Source organism: Vibrio sp. 811 (genome assembly GCF_033339195.1).
This window is the reverse complement of sequence record NZ_JAWOUB010000004.1, coordinates 109,001-126,876: the sequence shown is the minus strand read 5'-3', so window position 1 is coordinate 126,876 and position 17,876 is coordinate 109,001. Positions and strand designations below refer to the sequence as shown.

General features: G+C 45.6%; 14 protein-coding genes. 13 read left to right on the top strand and 1 reads right to left on the bottom strand.

What is annotated here, in order from left to right; all coding sequences use genetic code 11:
- The 11 genes from murE (at position 1) to lpxC (ending at position 13,546) form a co-directional block, all read left to right on the top strand.
- A complete protein-coding gene (gene murE / locus R7Q46_RS09060) occupies positions 1-1,482 on the top strand; it encodes a UDP-N-acetylmuramoyl-L-alanyl-D-glutamate--2,6-diaminopimelate ligase (RefSeq protein WP_054578500.1) in 1,482 nt (493 codons plus the stop codon).
- Positions 1,479-2,843 (top strand): UDP-N-acetylmuramoyl-tripeptide--D-alanyl-D-alanine ligase, encoded by a 1,365-nt coding sequence (locus tag R7Q46_RS09055; protein WP_054574276.1) that lies wholly within the window; start codon positions 1,479-1,481, stop codon positions 2,841-2,843. Before murE ends, R7Q46_RS09055 begins: the two co-directional genes overlap by 4 nt.
- Positions 2,843-3,925: a phospho-N-acetylmuramoyl-pentapeptide-transferase gene (gene mraY / locus R7Q46_RS09050; protein ID WP_005372931.1), complete on the top strand. Its 1,083-nt coding sequence runs from the start codon at positions 2,843-2,845 to the stop codon at positions 3,923-3,925. Before R7Q46_RS09055 ends, mraY begins: the two co-directional genes overlap by 1 nt.
- Before the next feature lie 39 nt (positions 3,926-3,964).
- The gene (murD, locus tag R7Q46_RS09045) at positions 3,965-5,278 is read left to right on the top strand and encodes a UDP-N-acetylmuramoyl-L-alanine--D-glutamate ligase (RefSeq protein WP_053306876.1); all 1,314 of its coding nucleotides are present in this window, start codon (positions 3,965-3,967) and stop codon (positions 5,276-5,278) included.
- A gap of 18 nt (positions 5,279-5,296) precedes the next feature.
- The gene (gene ftsW, locus R7Q46_RS09040) at positions 5,297-6,493 is read left to right on the top strand and encodes a cell division protein FtsW (protein ID WP_005372933.1); all 1,197 of its coding nucleotides are present in this window, start codon (positions 5,297-5,299) and stop codon (positions 6,491-6,493) included.
- Positions 6,480-7,547, top strand: coding sequence for an undecaprenyldiphospho-muramoylpentapeptide beta-N-acetylglucosaminyltransferase (gene murG / locus R7Q46_RS09035; RefSeq protein ID WP_262639827.1), 1,068 nt, complete (start codon positions 6,480-6,482; stop codon positions 7,545-7,547). Before ftsW ends, murG begins: the two co-directional genes overlap by 14 nt.
- 23 nt (positions 7,548-7,570) lie before the next feature.
- Entirely contained in the window at positions 7,571-9,028 is a 1,458-nt protein-coding gene (gene murC / locus R7Q46_RS09030) for a UDP-N-acetylmuramate--L-alanine ligase (protein ID WP_005387395.1), read from the top strand.
- A 192-nt stretch (positions 9,029-9,220) separates the two neighbouring features.
- The gene (locus R7Q46_RS09025) at positions 9,221-10,003 is read left to right on the top strand and encodes a cell division protein FtsQ/DivIB (RefSeq protein ID WP_005387393.1); all 783 of its coding nucleotides are present in this window, start codon (positions 9,221-9,223) and stop codon (positions 10,001-10,003) included.
- On the top strand, positions 9,996-11,258 hold the full coding sequence (ftsA, locus tag R7Q46_RS09020) for a cell division protein FtsA (RefSeq protein ID WP_005372946.1): 1,263 nt from the start codon (positions 9,996-9,998) through the stop codon (positions 11,256-11,258). The genes R7Q46_RS09025 and ftsA overlap by 8 nt, the downstream gene beginning before the upstream one ends.
- Positions 11,259-11,288: 30 nt before the next feature.
- A complete protein-coding gene (gene ftsZ, locus R7Q46_RS09015; RefSeq protein ID WP_017633617.1) occupies positions 11,289-12,527 on the top strand; it encodes a cell division protein FtsZ in 1,239 nt (412 codons plus the stop codon).
- Positions 12,528-12,628: 101 nt separating this feature from the next.
- Positions 12,629-13,546 (top strand): UDP-3-O-acyl-N-acetylglucosamine deacetylase, encoded by a 918-nt coding sequence (lpxC, locus tag R7Q46_RS09010; RefSeq protein WP_005381871.1) that lies wholly within the window; start codon positions 12,629-12,631, stop codon positions 13,544-13,546.
- Positions 13,547-13,659: 113 nt separating this feature from the next.
- Here lpxC and R7Q46_RS09005 read toward each other — a convergent pair whose 3' ends face one another.
- Positions 13,660-14,118, bottom strand: coding sequence for a DUF721 domain-containing protein (locus R7Q46_RS09005; protein ID WP_005381869.1), 459 nt, complete (start codon positions 14,116-14,118; stop codon positions 13,660-13,662).
- 407 nt (positions 14,119-14,525) lie between these two features.
- On the opposite strand from R7Q46_RS09005, the gene secA reads away from it, so the two are divergent.
- Together secA and mutT are read left to right on the top strand one after the other, a co-directional pair.
- A complete protein-coding gene (gene secA, locus R7Q46_RS09000) occupies positions 14,526-17,255 on the top strand; it encodes a preprotein translocase subunit SecA (protein WP_005387389.1) in 2,730 nt (909 codons plus the stop codon).
- Positions 17,256-17,410: 155 nt separating this feature from the next.
- Complete coding sequence (gene mutT, locus R7Q46_RS08995) at positions 17,411-17,809, top strand: 8-oxo-dGTP diphosphatase MutT (protein ID WP_005387387.1); 399 nt, start codon at positions 17,411-17,413, stop codon at positions 17,807-17,809.
- The last annotated feature ends 67 nt before the right edge of the window (positions 17,810-17,876 follow it).

The following is a 17,876-nucleotide window of genomic DNA, read 5'->3' as shown; positions in this document are numbered from 1 at the left end:
ATGACTAAAGCCATCAGTATGGACGTGCTGCTTTCCCCTTGGGTGGATTGCCCTAGCTTATCGTCCGTTCTTGTTTCTGAATTGGAGCTCGACAGCCGAAGAGTTCAACCTGGAACCACGTTTGTAGCAGTGATTGGCCATGTTGTGGATGGGCGTAAATTCATTGCCTCTGCAATTGAGCAAGGTGCAAATGCAGCCCTGGCGCAAGCCTGCGATGTCAAAACACATGGTACGGTGGAAATCATTGATGATGTTCCCGTCATTTACATTGATAGGTTGGACCAACGTTTATCCGCAATTGCTGGAAAGCTTTATGCTTACCCTGATATGGATTTGATTGGTGTCACCGGCACCAACGGCAAAACCACCATTACCCAGTTAATAGCGCAATGGCTAGAACTGCTTGACCATAAAGCGGCGGTAATGGGAACAACAGGAAATGGCTTCCTCAATAACTTGCAACAAGCTGCGAATACAACGGGGAATGCCGTTGAAATTCAGAAAACGCTCTCCTCTCTCGCAAATCAACAAGCCACATACACCGCGCTAGAAGTATCTTCCCATGGCCTGACGCAAGGTCGTGTCAAAGCATTATCATTTGCGGCGGGCGTGTTTACTAACTTAAGTCGTGACCATCTTGATTACCATGGCACGATGGAAGAGTATGCCAATGCAAAGCTTGGGTTGTTCACGCAACACCAATGTGAACGTGCCATTATCAATGTTGATGATGAAGTAGGTCATCAATGGGCGTCGCAGTTAAGTAATGCGGTCGCTGTTTCGCTCAAACCGAACACTGAATTTGAAAGCGCAATTTGGGCGACGGAAGTCAGTTACGCGGAGTCAGGGATTACTATTAAGTTCGATGGTAAATTTGGCTCAGGTGAATTGCACGCGCCATTGATTGGTGAGTTTAATGCAACCAACTTAATGCTCGCTTTTGCGACCTTATTAAGCTTAGGTAAAGAGAAACAAGCGTTACTCGAAACCGCAGGTCAACTGCAACCTGTACTCGGCCGAATGGAGTTATTCCAAACTGAGGATCGTGCCAAAGTCGTGGTTGATTATGCCCATACTCCTGATGCTTTAGAAAAAGCGCTGCAAGCTTTACGAGTTCATTGTGAAGGCCAGCTGTGGGCTATTTTTGGCTGCGGTGGCGATCGCGATGCAGGTAAGCGCCCAATGATGGCGGAAATTGCAGAGCGTCTAGGCGACAGAGTGGTGTTGACTGACGATAACCCACGCAGCGAAGACCCGGTTCAGATTGTGAAAGACATGTTAGCTGGGCTGTCAAAACCTGCTGAAGCGATTGTTCAGCATGACCGCTTCAAAGCACTGTCTTATGCCATTGAAAATGCTTCGCCAAACGACATTATCTTGTTAGCTGGGAAGGGTCATGAAGATTATCAGATTCGTAATGGCGAAACGATTCATTACTCCGACCGCGAGTCCGCAATGCAACTTTTAGGATTGACCTCATGATCAAAGTAACGTTATCTCAAATTGCAGACATCACACGTGGCGAGCGATTCGGCGACGATCTACTTATCGACGCGGTTTCTACTGATACACGAGCGATTGAGCGTGGGGCTCTATTTGTGGCGTTAGTAGGGGAGCGCTTTGATGCGCACAACTTTTGCCAACAAGCGGTAGATGCAGGTGCCGGTGCTTTACTCGTGGAAAAACGCTTAGATGTGAATGTGCCGCAAATTGTGGTGTCGGATACCAAACTTGCATTGGGTGAATTTGCTTCTTGGGTGCATCAAGCATGCCAAACACCTACCGTTGCGATCACCGGAAGTTGCGGTAAAACGACCGTAAAAGAAATGGTTGCGAGTATCCTGCAATTGAAAGGCAAAGTGCTATTCACGGCGGGTAACTTCAATAATGATATTGGTGTTCCGTTGACATTATTACGCTCACAGCAGGATGATGATTATGCCGTGATTGAGCTTGGTGCTAACCATATAGGTGAAATTGCTTACACGACTCAGTTAGTAAAACCAGATATCGCGTTAGTGAACAATGTAGCAGCCGCTCACCTTGAAGGCTTTGGTTCTATCGATGGCGTGAAACAAGCCAAAGGTGAAATCTACCAAGGCCTTTCAGCTGGTGGTATTGCGATTGTTAACCTAGACAGCAATGGTGAAGCCAAGTGGGATGAAGTGTTAGCAGATAAGAAAGTCATTACTTTTTCACAAAGTAATACTGATGCAGACTTCTTCGCTTCTAACATCGTATTGAACGCCGCAGGTGAAGCAAGCTTTGACTTACATATCGCAGCAAGCTCACAAGAAATTGAACTGTCTCTGGGTATTATAGGTCAACACAACGTTGCGAATGCCATCGCTGCTTCTATTATTGCGTTACAAATGGGCGCCACATTAGAAGAGGTTCGAGCTGGCCTTAAACATTTGAACAAAGTGAAAGGTCGCGTCGAGGTTGAAGCGCTGAGCGAAAAGATAAAATTGATTGACGACAGCTACAACGCGAGCGTGCCAGCCATGAAAGCGGCAGTTGATTTATTGGCCGCTTTCCCAGGTCAACGCTGGCTGATTTTAGGTAATATGGCGGAATTGGGCGAGGAAAGTCTTGCACTTCATCGTCAAGTCGGGGAACATGCTGCCCCACAAAAATTTGAACATGTTCTCACATATGGTGCAGACGCCAAGGTGATCAGTGATCTTTGCCAAGGCATTCATTTTGAGACGCACCAAGAGATGATTGAATACATCAAGCAGCATCTAGACCAAGCCGTTCCTGAAAACCATACGATATTGGTGAAAGGAGCGAACGGTGCACGTATGTTTGAAGTCGCTGCTGCTTTGAAGGAGTATTATTAATGATTATTTGGCTTGCCGAGCTGCTACAGCCATACCTGTCTTTTTTCCGATTGTTTGAATACTTGTCTTTTCGAGCAATCCTAAGCGTATTAACCGCTCTAGGTCTGTCATTATGGATGGGACCAATCATGATCAAGCGTTTGCAAATGCTGCAAATTGGTCAGGTAGTGCGTAACGAAGGTCCTGAATCTCACTTTAGTAAGCGTGGTACCCCAACAATGGGCGGTATCATGATCTTAGCGGCCATCTCAATCACGATTTTGCTATGGACAGACTTATCCAACCCTTACGTATGGGCGGTACTGACAGTCTTACTTGGCTACGGTGCGGTCGGATTTGTTGATGATTATCGTAAAGTGGTACGCAAAAATACCGATGGCTTGATCGCGCGTTGGAAGTACTTCTGGCAGTCGTTGATCGCGTTTGTCGTCGCTTTCGCATTGTATGCTTACGGTAAAGACACAGCAGCAACTCAGCTAGTGGTGCCATTCTTTAAAGACATCATGCCGCAGCTTGGTTTGATGTATATCATTCTGACTTACTTTGTCATTGTAGGTACAAGTAACGCGGTCAACCTGACTGATGGTCTAGACGGTTTGGCAATCATGCCAACGGTTCTTGTTGCAGCAGGCTTCGCGGTTATTGCATGGGCGACCGGTAACGTTAACTTCTCTGAATACCTTCATATACCATACTTACCACATGCTTCTGAGTTAGTTGTCGTATGTACAGCAATCGTCGGTGCAGGCCTTGGTTTCTTGTGGTTTAACACGTACCCAGCACAAGTGTTCATGGGCGATGTGGGCTCACTAGCGCTTGGCGGTGCATTGGGCACCATTGCTGTTCTAGTTCGTCAAGAGTTGGTGTTGGTGATCATGGGTGGCGTATTTGTAATGGAAACGCTATCAGTCATCCTGCAGGTAGGTTCTTACAAATTACGTGGTCAGCGCATTTTCCGTATGGCACCAATTCACCACCACTACGAATTGAAAGGTTGGCCAGAACCTCGCGTAATCGTGCGCTTCTGGATTATTTCTATGGTTCTTGTTCTGATTGGTCTTGCGACATTGAAAGTGCGTTAATCGCGCTTTCCAAGAACAAGATTTACAGTGTGATCAAATATGGAACGTTGGCAAAACATACATAGTGTTGTCGTCGTAGGGCTCGGTATTACCGGGCTCTCTGTCGTTAAACACCTAAGAAAAAATCAGCCACAACTTGTGGTCAAAGTCATTGATACTCGTGTAAACCCTCCAGGTGCAGAGCGCTTGCCGGAAAGTGTTCAACTGCATAGTGGTGGTTGGAATACAGACTGGCTTTCTGACGCGGATCTTATCGTGACCAACCCTGGTATTGCGCTAGCGACACCAGAGATCCAAGCCGTATTAGCAAAAGGTACGGCCGTAGTAGGTGATATCGAGTTATTCGCTTGGGCGGTGCAGAAACCGGTGATTGCGATTACGGGCTCAAACGGTAAGAGCACAGTAACCGACCTCACAGGTGTGATGGCTGAGGCTGCAGGTTTGGATGTTGGCGTTGGTGGTAACATCGGTGTGCCTGCACTGGATTTGTTAGAACAAGACGCAGACCTATATGTACTCGAACTCTCGAGCTTCCAGTTAGAAACGACGTCAAGCTTAAAGCTCAAAGCCGCTGCGTTTCTGAATCTTTCTGAAGATCATATGGATCGTTATCAAGGCATGTCTGACTATCGACAAGCTAAGTTGCGTATTTTTAACCATGCTGCTCTTGCAGTCGTGAACCGTGATGATCAAGAAACCTTCCCAGACGCAGAGATGCCATTGGTGACATTTGGCAGCGACAATCAGGACTTTGGTCTCGAGGTGGATGGCAACCGTACTTGGCTGCTCGATCACGGTCAACGAGTTGTCGCAAGTGATGAGCTTAAGTTGGTTGGTAAGCACAACTTATCTAACGCTCTGGTTGCTTTAGCGCTATTAAAAGCTGCGGACGTAAACTATCACAAAGCATTGAATGCACTTAAAAATTACACGGGACTGACACACCGATGCCAGGTGGTTGCGGATAATCAAGGCGTCAAATGGGTGAATGACTCTAAAGCAACTAATATTGCCAGCACTATGGCTGCGCTATCTGGTTTGGAATCGACAGGCAAGCTCTACTTACTCGTTGGTGGTGTTGGCAAAGGTGCTGACTTCTCGCCATTAAAACCGATCTTCGCGACGCTTAACTTGCAACTGTGTTGCTTTGGCGCTGATGGCGATGAATTTATGCCACTGCATGAATCTGCAATACGTTTCGACACTATGGAAGATGTGATTCAACAAGTATCTTCGCAGTTAAAACCAGGTGATATGGTGATGCTGTCTCCTGCATGTGCTAGCTTTGATCAATTCGACAACTTTATGGCAAGAGGTGATGCTTTCGCTGCTCTTGCTCAGAAATATGCATAATTAAAGGTTACACACTTCGTGGGTTTAGGTAACGTTAAACGCAGTATTGGCAATTGGCTCAAGCATCCAGCCCCAGAGGCGATGTTTGATCGTCAGTTAGTGTGGATTGCACTGGGTTTGATGTTGACTGGTTTGGTCATGGTAACCTCTGCATCATTTCCAATCAGCTCTCGATTAACGGAACAGCCGTTCCACTTTATGTTTCGTCATGCGACGTTTCTCGTGCTGGCGTTAGGGACCTCCGCTGTTATTTTGCAAGTGCCTTTGCAAGAGTGGTTTAAGAAGAGCCATTACTTACTTTGGGCTTCTTTCGCACTGTTGATCATCGTGCTCTTGGCGGGTAAGTCGGTTAATGGTGCGTCTCGTTGGATTCCCCTTGGGCTGTTTAACCTTCAGCCAGCGGAAGTCGCGAAGCTATCGCTGTTTATCTTCATGTCTGGTTACTTAGTTCGAAAGCAAGACGAAGTACGACAAACCTTCTTTGGTGGCTTTATGAAGCCAATCATGGTGTTTGCCTTCTTCGCAGTATTACTACTTGGTCAGCCAGACTTGGGGACGGTCGTCGTGATGCTGGTCACGCTGTTTGGCATGCTTTTTATCGCAGGTGCAAAACTAACCCAGTTTCTCGCCTTGATGGTGGCAGGTATCGGTGCTGTCGTTGGTTTGATTCTCGTCGAGCCATACCGTATGCGACGTGTAACCTCCTTCCTTGACCCGTGGGAAGACCCGTTTGGTAGTGGCTATCAGTTGACTCAGTCTTTGATGGCGTTTGGTCGTGGTGAATGGTTCGGACAAGGTCTCGGTAATTCAATTCAAAAACTGGAATATCTACCGGAAGCGCATACCGACTTTGTGTTTGCCGTACTTGCTGAAGAGCTTGGTTTCGTAGGCGTAGTGCTGGTCTTAATGCTGATTTTTAGCTTGGTGCTAAAAGCGGTTTACATCGGCAAGCGTGCATTTGAAGAAGGCGAAATGTTCGGAGGTTATCTGGCTTTCGGAATTGGTATTTGGTTTGCGTTTCAAACCTTGGTTAATGTTGGAGCTGCCGCCGGTATTGTTCCAACAAAAGGTTTAACACTTCCACTCATCAGTTATGGTGGTTCTAGTCTAATAATTATGTCCGTCGCAGTGTCCATATTACTGCGTATCGATTACGAATGCCGCTTGAAACGCGAGCAACAACAATCAGAACAACAAGCTAATGAAACAAAATAAACGTTTGATGGTGATGGCTGGTGGTACTGGCGGTCACGTATTCCCAGGTTTGGCGGTAGCAAAACAGCTTCAAGAGCAAGGTTGGGAGATCCGTTGGTTAGGTACGGCGGATCGAATGGAAGCGGATTTGGTGCCAAAACATGGCATTGAAATCGACTTTATCAAAGTGAAAGGGTTACGAGGTCAAGGCGTTAAACGTCTTCTTGCAGCACCATTTCAAATTATCAATGCCATCATGCAGGCTCGTGCTCACATGAAACGCTGGCAGCCAGACGCAGTGCTTGGTATGGGCGGTTATGTTAGCGGCCCGGGTGGTATTGCCGCTTGGATGAGTGGTATTCCTGTTGTTCTGCATGAACAAAATGCAGTAGCAGGTTTAACGAACCAATGGTTATCGAAAATCGCTAAGAAGGTTTTTCAGGCTTTCCCAGGCGCTTTTCCAAATGCCGAAGTGGTTGGGAACCCAGTTCGTGAAGACGTGACTCAATTAGCAGCGCCAACTGAGCGCATGCAAGAGCGCCAAGGTCCAATTCGCATTTTGGTGATGGGTGGCAGCCAAGGCGCACGTATTCTTAACCAAACTCTGCCAGAAGTGATGTCGAAATTGGGCGAAGATTACTGTATTCGTCATCAAGCGGGTAAAGGTGCCGCCGAAGAAGTGAATACAGCATACCAAGCTAATGGTGTGGTAAATGCAGAAGTAATGGAATTCATTGATGACGTTGCAGAAGCTTACGCATGGGCTGACCTTTTAGTTTGTCGCTCTGGAGCGTTAACCGTATCTGAAGTCTCGGCGGCAGGTGTAGGCGCTATTTTTGTTCCATTCATGCACAAAGACCGCCAGCAAGCACTTAATGCAGACCACTTGGTGGATTGCGGCGCGGCGAAAATGATTGAACAACCAGATTTAACCGTTGAGTCTCTGACTCTGCAGATCCAACAATTGGATCGCCAAGCTTTACTTACAATGGCTGAGCAAGCGCGTGGCGCTGCAAAATTGAATGCTGACCGAGTTGTCGCACAAGCCATTGTCGCTTTGACCGAAAAGCGTTAACCGAATTATTGAGAATAGAATTGATGACAATCCAACATACACAAGACTTAGCTCAGATTCGCGCAATGGTGCCAGAGATGCGCCGCGTGAAATCCATCCACTTCATCGGTATTGGTGGTGCGGGCATGAGCGGCATTGCAGAAGTGCTGTTGAACGAAGGCTACCAAATCACAGGTTCTGATCTATCAGAGAACGCTGTGACAGAGCGTTTGGTATCAAAAGGTGCGACGGTATTTATTGGTCATCAAGCCAGTAATGTAGAAAAAGCAAGTGTGGTTGTTGTGTCAACGGCGATCAACGAAGAAAACCCAGAAGTGATGGCGGCACGTGAATTACGCATCCCTATTGTACGCCGCGCAGAGATGTTGGCTGAATTGATGCGATTCCGTCACGGTATTGCCGTTGCGGGTACACACGGTAAAACCACGACGACCGCTCTTGTCACTCAAATCTATTCTGAAGCCGGTCTTGATCCAACGTTTGTGAATGGCGGTTTGGTGAAAAGCGCAGGTACAAATGCGCGTCTAGGCTCGAGTCGTATTCTAATTGCAGAGGCAGATGAAAGTGACGCGTCATTCCTGCACTTGCAACCAATGGTGAGCATTGTTACCAATATCGAAGCCGATCATATGGATACCTATGGTGGTGACTTTGAAACCTTAAAGCAAACCTTCATCGATTTCCTTCATAATCTACCGTTTTACGGCCAAGCAATTGTTTGCATTGATGATCCTGTGGTTCGAGAGTTAATCCCACGTATTAGTCGTCAAGTGATAACTTACGGTTTTTCTGAAGATGCCGACGTACGTATTGAAGATTATCGTCAAGAGGGGCAGCAAGGCAAATTTACGGTAGTACGTAAAGGGCGAGCTAACTTAGATATCACGCTGAATATTCCAGGTCGTCACAATGCATTGAATGCGTCTGCTGCGATTGCGGTTGCTACTGAAGATGACATTGAAGACGATGCGATCCTAAAGGCAATGGCTGGTACGCAAGGTACGGGAAGACGTTTTGATCACCTTGGCGAGTTTGATACTGGCAACGGCCATGCAATGCTTGTTGATGATTACGGCCATCATCCAACAGAAGTGGATGTAACCATTAATGCAGCACGCAGTGGTTGGCAAGACAAGCGTTTGGTGATGATTTTCCAACCGCACCGTTATAGCCGTACTCGTGATTTATACGATGATTTCGCGAATGTGCTTGAACAGGTGGATGTATTGATCATGCTGGATGTTTACGCAGCGGGTGAAAAGCCGATTGCAGGTGCTGATGGGCGCGCTTTATGTCGCACAATTCGCAGCCGAGGCAAGGTAGATCCGATTTTTGTTCCAGAAATCGAGCAATTACCTTCAGTTTTAGCTAACGTTATACAAGACGGCGACCTAATCTTAACGCAAGGTGCGGGTGATATTGGTAAAGTGGCGAAACAGCTGGCAGGTCTTAAATTGAATATAAACAAGATGCTTGGCTGACACATATTGTTGATGCGAAGGACAGATAAAGACTCAGATCTCGATTTTGCGTCAATATCATTGTGATTTATTGCTATCAGTGTTTGATAGTTTACAAGAGCTCAGTATAATCCCAAGGTTAAAGTCAAGACTTTTACCTCTGCGTAATTATATGGGTAAAAAGTACACGACAAAAGTCAGGAAACGAAGACGTTGTTGAATATTGCACTGAATGACGAGCGACCAAACACGGGTAACAACCGTGGTCGCCAAGAAAAAATCTTGGGTGCGTTATTTTTCGTTGTGGTTGTGACTTTAATTAGTTCTGTTTTGTACGCGGCGATCAGTTGGATGTGGGATGACCAAAGGTTACCTCTCTCCAAAATAGTACTTCAGGGGAAACTGGAGTATGTCCAAGCTGACGATGTGCAGGCTGCATTTAGTCGAATTGATCACATCGGTACATTTATGTCCCAGGATATTGATGTATTACAGCAAAGTGTCGAAGCTCTGCCATGGGTAGCGCATGCCGCAATCCGAAAGCAGTGGCCGGATACAGTAAAAGTTTTTTTGACGGAGCATCAACCAGAAGCCATTTGGAATGGCAACGAACTGTTAGATAAAAACGGGTTCGTTTTTGATGGAGATGTTGCTCTGTTGCAAGAAGAAAAAGTGAAGCTGTACGGACCCAAAGATAGCGGGCCGGAAGTCTTACAGACTTACCGTGATTTGAGTCCTAAGTTTCAGCAATTGGGTTTAGCGATATCGTCTCTGGTATTAAACGAGCGACGAGCTTGGCAAATCATCCTTGATAACGGTATTCGATTAGAGCTCGGTAAAGAGTCTCTTCTTGAGCGTATAGAGCGCTTTTTTAAGCTCTATAACAAGCTTGGCAGTGACACGCAAAGAATCAGTTATATCGATCTTAGGTACGATACAGGAGCCGCAGTTGGTTGGTTTCCTGAACAAGAGTTAGAAGAGAGTACAGATGACTAAGGCCGCTGATGACAACATTATTGTTGGTCTTGATATAGGCACTGCAACCGTATCGGCTCTAGTGGGTGAGGTTTTACCAGACGGTCAAATTAATATTATTGGCGCAGGTAGTAGCCCCTCACGCGGCATGGATAAAGGTGGCGTGAATGATTTGGAGTCGGTTGTAAAATCAGTACAACGTGCAATTGATCAAGCTGAATTAATGGCAGAGTGCCAGATCAGCCGAGTCTTCATTTCGTTGTCTGGTAAGCATATCGCAAGCCGAATTGAAAAAGGTATGGGCACGATTTCTGATGAAGAGGTGTCTCAAGAAGACATGGATCGCGCTATCCATACCGCAAAATCGATTAAAATCGGTGATGAACAGCGAATTCTTCATGTGATCCCGCAGGAGTTCACCATTGATTACCAAGAAGGAATCAAAAATCCGCTTGGTTTATCTGGGGTAAGAATGGAAGTGAGTGTCCACCTTATCTCATGCCATAATGACATGGCACGCAATATTATTAAGGCGGTAGAACGCTGCGGCCTTAAAGTAGAACAACTCGTATTTTCTGGGCTTGCTGCTAGTAATGCAGTAATCACCGAGGATGAAAGAGAGCTTGGAGTTTGTGTGGTTGATATTGGCGCCGGCACGATGGATGTGGCCATCTGGACTGGCGGTGCGTTACGTCACACAGAAGTATTTTCGTACGCAGGAAATGCTGTAACCAGTGATATTGCTTTTGCTTTTGGTACGCCAGTGAGCGATGCTGAAGAAATAAAAGTCAAATATGGCTGTGCTTTGAGTGAACTGGTCAGTAAGGATGACACGGTTAATGTACCAAGCGTAGGTGGACGACCATCACGTAGCCTGCAACGTCAAACGTTGTCAGAAGTGATTGAGCCACGCTACTCTGAGCTTATGGGACTGGTTAACCAAACTATCGACTCTGTACAAGCAAAATTGCGCGAAGAGGGTATCAAGCACCATCTGGCTGCGGGAGTTGTACTCACCGGCGGTGCTGCGCAAATGGACGGAGTGGTAGAATGTGCGGAACGCGTATTCCGCAATCAAGTAAGGGTCGGCAAACCGCTCGAAGTCAGCGGATTAACTGACTATGTAAAAGAGCCGTACCATTCTACGGCAGTTGGATTACTTCATTACGCAAGAGACATGCAGTCTAGCGACGATAGCGATTATAATGAACCTAAACGCTCATCTGTAACTGGCTTTTTCGATAAATTGCGTAACTGGATACAAAAAGAGTTTTAACCTGAGTTGCAGGATAAACGGAGACAACACATGTTTGAACCGATGATGGAAATGTCTGACGATGCAGTAATCAAGGTCGTTGGGGTTGGTGGCGGCGGTGGTAACGCCGTTGAACACATGGTGCGTGAATCCATCGAAGGTGTGGAATTCATCAGCGTCAACACTGATGCACAAGCACTTCGTAAGACAAGCGTTGGCAATGTTATTCAGATCGGTGGTGATATCACTAAAGGTCTGGGTGCAGGTGCTAATCCACAGGTTGGCCGTGACGCAGCTCTCGAAGACAGAGATCGAATTAAAGATTCCCTGACTGGCGCCGATATGGTGTTTATCGCAGCTGGTATGGGTGGCGGTACCGGTACTGGTGCAGCGCCTGTTATTGCTGAAGTGGCTAAAGAGCTTGGCATTCTAACAGTAGCGGTAGTAACTAAACCGTTTAGTTTTGAAGGTAAAAAGCGTTTGGCATTTGCTGAGCAAGGTATCGATGAGCTGTCTAAGCATGTTGACTCTTTGATCACGATTCCAAACGAAAAGCTACTTAAAGTACTTGGTCGTGGTGTAACACTACTAGAAGCTTTTGCAAGCGCTAACGATGTTCTTAAGAATGCCGTTCAAGGTATTGCTGAGCTAATTACTCGCCCTGGCATGATCAACGTCGACTTTGCGGACGTAAGAACTGTAATGTCTGAAATGGGTCACGCAATGATGGGTAGCGGCATCGCCAAAGGTGAAGACCGAGCTGAAGAAGCGGCTGAAATGGCAATTTCTAGCCCACTTCTGGAAGACATCGATCTAGCGGGCGCTCGTGGTGTTCTTGTCAATATTACTGCTGGTCTGGATATGCGTCTTGACGAGTTTGAGACGGTTGGTAATACAGTGAAGGCATTCGCTTCTGACAATGCGACTGTTGTTATCGGTACTTCTCTAGACCCTGATATGACTGACGAAATCCGCGTAACAGTTGTAGCGACAGGTATTGGTAATGAGAAAAAGCCAGATATCACGCTAGTTGCGGGTGGTAAAGCTAAAGTGGCACCGACGCCGCAAGCTCAACCACAGCAACAAGCAGCGGCAACGCAAGCTGAAGAAAAACCGGCACAGACCTTGCAAAATAATCAAGTGCAAGAGAAGCCACAGGTAACTCCTCAGCCGACAAACACTGCTCCTTCTTCTCCAGCTTCGTCGAGCCAAAGTTCTGCGGCTCCAAAGCAAGAAAAGGAAAGTGGTTATTTAGATATACCGGCATTTTTGCGTCGTCAGGCTGATTAATCTTTAACCCATAAATTTGACATGGCTCAAAATTATGGTAGCATTCACGGTCGACGTTACAGACGGCCGTGTTTTGTAGCAAATTTTTGAGAGGCAAGCAGATGATCAGACAACGTACTCTGAAAGAAATAGTGAAAACAACTGGTGTGGGTCTCCACTCTGGTCGTAAAGTCACACTTACTCTGCGCCCGGCTGCTGCAAATACAGGTATCATTTACCGTCGTACAGATGTAAATCCACCTGTAGATTTTCCAGCTGATCCAGCTTCGGTTCGTGACACCATGCTTTGTACTGCATTGGTAAACGATGAAGGTGTGCGTATTTCAACTGTTGAGCACTTGAATGCGGCACTTGCTGGTATGGGCATCGATAACATTGTTGTCGAAGTAGACGCACCTGAAATTCCGATCATGGATGGTAGTGCAAGCCCATTTGTATACTTGCTACAACAAGCAGGTATCGAAACGCAAAATGCGCCAAAACGCTTCATCCGCATCAAAAAGCCAGTTCGTTTTGAAGATGGTGATAAATGGGCAGAATTTGTACCATTTAACGGCTTCCGTATGGACTTCGAAATTGAGTTTAATCACCCAGCGATTGAATCAGACGAGCAACGTTTGCTGTTTGATTTCTCGTCAAAAGGCTTTGTTCGTGAGATTTCTCGAGCACGTACGTTTGGCTTTATGCGTGATATCGAATATCTACAATCTCAAAACCTAGTTTTGGGTGGTAGTTTTGACAATGCTATCGTTTTGGATGACTACCGTATTCTTAATGAAGAAGGTCTACGCTTTGAAAATGAGTTTGTGACTCACAAAGTGTTGGATGCGATTGGTGACCTTTACATGTGTGGCCACCCAATCATTGGTGAATTCCGTGCCTTTAAATCTGGCCACGGTTTAAATAACCAACTGTTACGTGCTGTTCTTGCAGATCAGGAAGCGTGGGAGTGGACTACATTCGAAGAAGAAGTCGGCTCACCAGTAGCATTCGCAGAACCAAATATGGTGCTTGCGTAAATACTTGGCATTAGAATTAATAAAAAACCAGGCTTATGCCTGGTTTTTTGCTATTTGGCTTTAATCTTCGACTTATCAATAACATTCAAGCTTTCAGCATATTGAAATAACGTTCACTTACGATCTTCCTTTTCTGCCATATCGGCTAATCGTTTTAAACGCTCCTGAATTTTAGGTGGCGCCATGTCGGCAATCGTCATTAATGACTTTGCTGCAGATTCTGTTAGTGGTGGACGCTTAGGTCTGTCGTCTTGTTGAAAGCGGTTTCTATATAGTGAAGGATTGATCCTCACTTCAACGCTCATCAGCTTGGCAAAGCCTTGAGTACGAAGTTTATTTAGGATCATGAGGCGATCGTAATCGATCTTCATTTTGATCGCGGCACTAGAGACATCGATCAATAGATGGCCGTTACGAACATTCGCTACTCGGCAATGATCGGCCGTCCCCATGGGTAAGACCTCTTGCAAAGCTTGGTTAAGCTGTAAGATTTCTCCAGCATGTTCTTGAATCTGCTTGAACTGTGACTCAGCAATAACATCTTCAGTCGAGGTTGGACGGTGATCACGCATAGGTAAAATCTAATTTTGTTGAGATATAGCTATTCTAGAGCAGCTTTCTATCAAGGTATAGTTTACATTAACGTCTTTAGCTTCAGTTTTACAATGTAGCAAGGTAAAAAGCAAAGTTTGCTCTGGATGGATTACACATATTGCGGTATGCAATATCGGCTAATCAGTCACCACTTTAAGTAAAAACTTCAGAGTGCTTCAAACAAATACGTCTATTTATGGTTGTATCGATTAAAAATCCTTACACTAAGCCACATTGTTTCAAAACTTAGCCTTGAAATATGGATGTTTGAACTCAATATCTTTGATAAATGATTTATCTCAGTATTCTTAGTTCCAAACTGGCAGAGACTGAAGGCATTATGAGTAGATCGGGAACGGTCTGAATAAAGAGAGATTCACGAAAAATGATAACTAAGCTACTGACAAAAGTGATTGGCAGTCGCAACGACCGAACACTGCGCCGCCTTAGAAAAATTGTAAAAGAAATTAATAACTATGAGCCAACATTCGAGGCTCTAAGTGATGAAGAGTTAAAAGCAAAGACGGTTGAATTCCGCGAGCGCCTAGAGAAGGGTGAAACTCTTGATAAACTACTTCCAGAAGCTTTTGCTACGGTTCGTGAAGCATCTAAGCGTGTCTACGGTATGCGCCACTTCGACGTCCAGCTTATCGGTGGTATGGTTCTAAATGCGGGTCAAATCGCTGAAATGCGTACGGGTGAAGGTAAAACGCTGACGGCAACGCTTCCTGCTTACCTAAATGCCCTAGCTGGTAAAGGCGTTCATATTGTAACAGTGAACGATTATCTAGCTAAACGTGATGCAGAGACAAACCGCCCTCTATTTGAATTTTTAGGTATGACTGTTGGCGTAAACGTGCCAAACATGCCTCCTCAAGAGAAAAAAGAAGCGTACCAAGCTGACATCTTGTACGGAACGAACAATGAATTTGGTTTTGACTACCTTCGTGACAATATGGCTTTCCGTAGCGAAGATCGCGTACAACGTGAACGCTTCTTTGCAGTTGTCGATGAGGTGGACTCAATCCTAATTGATGAAGCTCGTACCCCTTTAATCATTTCTGGTCCTGCTGAAGATAGCTCTGAGCTATACACCCGAATCAACCTTTTGATCCCGCATCTTAAAAAGCAAGACAAAGAAGACTCTGAAGAATATCGTGGTGATGGTCACTACACTGTTGATGAGAAATCAAAGCAAGTATACCTCACAGAAACGGGCCAAGAGTACGTTGAAGAACTGTTGGTGAAAAATGGTCTTATGGAAGAGGGTGACACACTTTACTCTCCGACTAACATCAGCATGTTACATCACGTGAATGCCGCTTTGCGTGCTCATGTGTTGTTTGAGCGCAACGTTGATTACATCGTTACTGACGAAGGTGAAGTAGTAATTGTTGATGAACATACTGGTCGTACAATGCCAGGTCGTCGTTGGTCTGAAGGTCTTCACCAAGCAGTAGAAGCGAAAGAAGGCGTTAAGATTCAAAACGAAAACCAAACTTTGGCTTCGATTACCTTCCAGAACTACTTCCGCTTATACGAAAAACTGTCTGGTATGACAGGTACTGCGGATACTGAAGCGTTTGAGTTCCAATCTATTTATGGCTTGGAAACGGTGGTTATCCCAACCAACAAACCAATGATTCGTAACGATATGCCGGATGTGGTGTACCGTACCGAAGCTGAGAAGTTTGCTGCAATCATTGAAGATATCAAAGAGCGCGTTGCGAAAGGTCAGCCAACATTGGTTGGTACAGTATCGATTGAAAAATCAGAACTTCTTTCTAACGCATTGAAGAAAGCGAAGATCAAACACAACGTATTGAATGCGAAATTCCATGAAAAGGAAGCGGAAATTGTTGCTGAAGCGGGTATGCCTGGTGCGGTAACTATCGCGACCAACATGGCCGGTCGTGGTACGGACATTGTGCTTGGCGGTAGTTGGCAATCAAAAGTGGAAGCTTTGGAGAACCCAACTCAAGAACAAATCGATGCGATTAAAGCAGAGTGGAAAGTGGTACATGATCAAGTACTAGATGCTGGTGGTCTACACATCATTGGTACTGAGCGCCACGAATCTCGCCGTATTGATAACCAGCTACGTGGTCGTTCTGGTCGTCAAGGAGATGCGGGTTCATCTCGCTTCTACCTATCTATGGAAGACTCTTTGTTACGTATTTTCACTTCTGATCGTATGGCGAGCCTTATCCAAAGTGGTATGGAAGAAGGTGAAGCAATTGAATCGAAAATGCTTTCTCGCTCAATTGAAAAAGCACAGCGTAAAGTGGAAGGTCGTAACTTTGATATCCGTAAGCAGCTACTAGAATACGATGATGTGGCGAACGATCAGCGTAAGGTTGTCTACGAGCTGCGCGACGAATTGATGAACGTTGAAGACATCAGCGGTATGATCGAGCAAAACCGTGAAGATGTACTAACAGCGGTTATTGATGAGTACATCCCGCCACAATCCCTAGAAGATATGTGGGACGTTGAAGGTCTGCAAGAGCGCTTGAAAGCAGACTTCGATCTTGATGCGCCAGTGAAGCAATGGCTTGAAGAAGACGATAAGCTTTACGAAGAGGCGCTACGCGAGAAGATCATCAATCTAGCCGTTGAAGTGTACAAAGAGAAAGAGGAAGTGGTGGGTGCGCAAGTACTTCGTAACTTCGAGAAATCGGTTATGCTTCAAACGTTGGATACGCTTTGGAAAGAGCACTTGGCAGCAATGGATCACTTGCGTCAGGGTATTCACTTACGCGGCTATGCGCAGAAGAACCCGAAACAGGAATACAAGCGTGAATCGTTTGAACTGTTTGAAGGTCTACTAGAAGCGCTGAAAACTGATGTGATTACTGTTCTATCTCGCGTTCGAGTCCAGCAACAAGAAGAAGTTGAACGTATGGAAGAGCAACGTCGTGCGCAAGCTGAAGAGGCCGCTCGTCGTGCTCAAGCGCAACACGCAGCAGCACAAAACCCTCTTTCTGAAGGTGAAGAATCTGAAGAAGGTTCAAGTCAGCCAATGGTACGTGATGAACGTAAAGTAGGTCGCAATGAGCCTTGCCCTTGTGGTAGTGGTAAGAAGTATAAACAGTGCCACGGCAAGATCGACTAACGTATTAGTCAGATAATTTTTTAAAGAGTCGCCTAGGCGGCTCTTTTTTTAAGCAAATTCTGTGGCTGTCGAATTTCATAAGTTTTGATAGCATCGGATAGTTTTAGAGATGCAAAGACCGTTGAAGTGTAACGGCTTGAGAGTTAGGAACCCCTATGAAAAGAATTCACATAGTCGCGGCTATTATTTTTAACCAAGACAAATCAAAAATTTTTATTACAAAGCGTCCAGACGACAAGCATAAAGGCGGGTTTTGGGAGTTTCCCGGCGGGAAAGTCGAGTCAGGAGAAAGTATTGAACATGCTCTAGCAAGAGAACTTGAAGAAGAAGTAGGAATTGAAGTTACTGAGCAAGCCCTTTTCGAGCATTTGGAATATGACTATCCAGACAAATCACTTAAGTTTGATTTTATTACGGTATCTAAGTTCAGTAATGAGCCTTACGGCCGAGAAGGTCAAGAAGGTCGCTGGGTTGAGATAAGAGAATTGGGTAACTATGCCTTTCCTGAAGCGAACGTGCCTATCTTGGAGCGTGTCGTAAAAGAGTTCGCTTAAGCCTGATGAACTTGCTTGTGGTAACCACGGTATGTTGTTAGTTTAAACAGATTAAGCGAAACGAGAG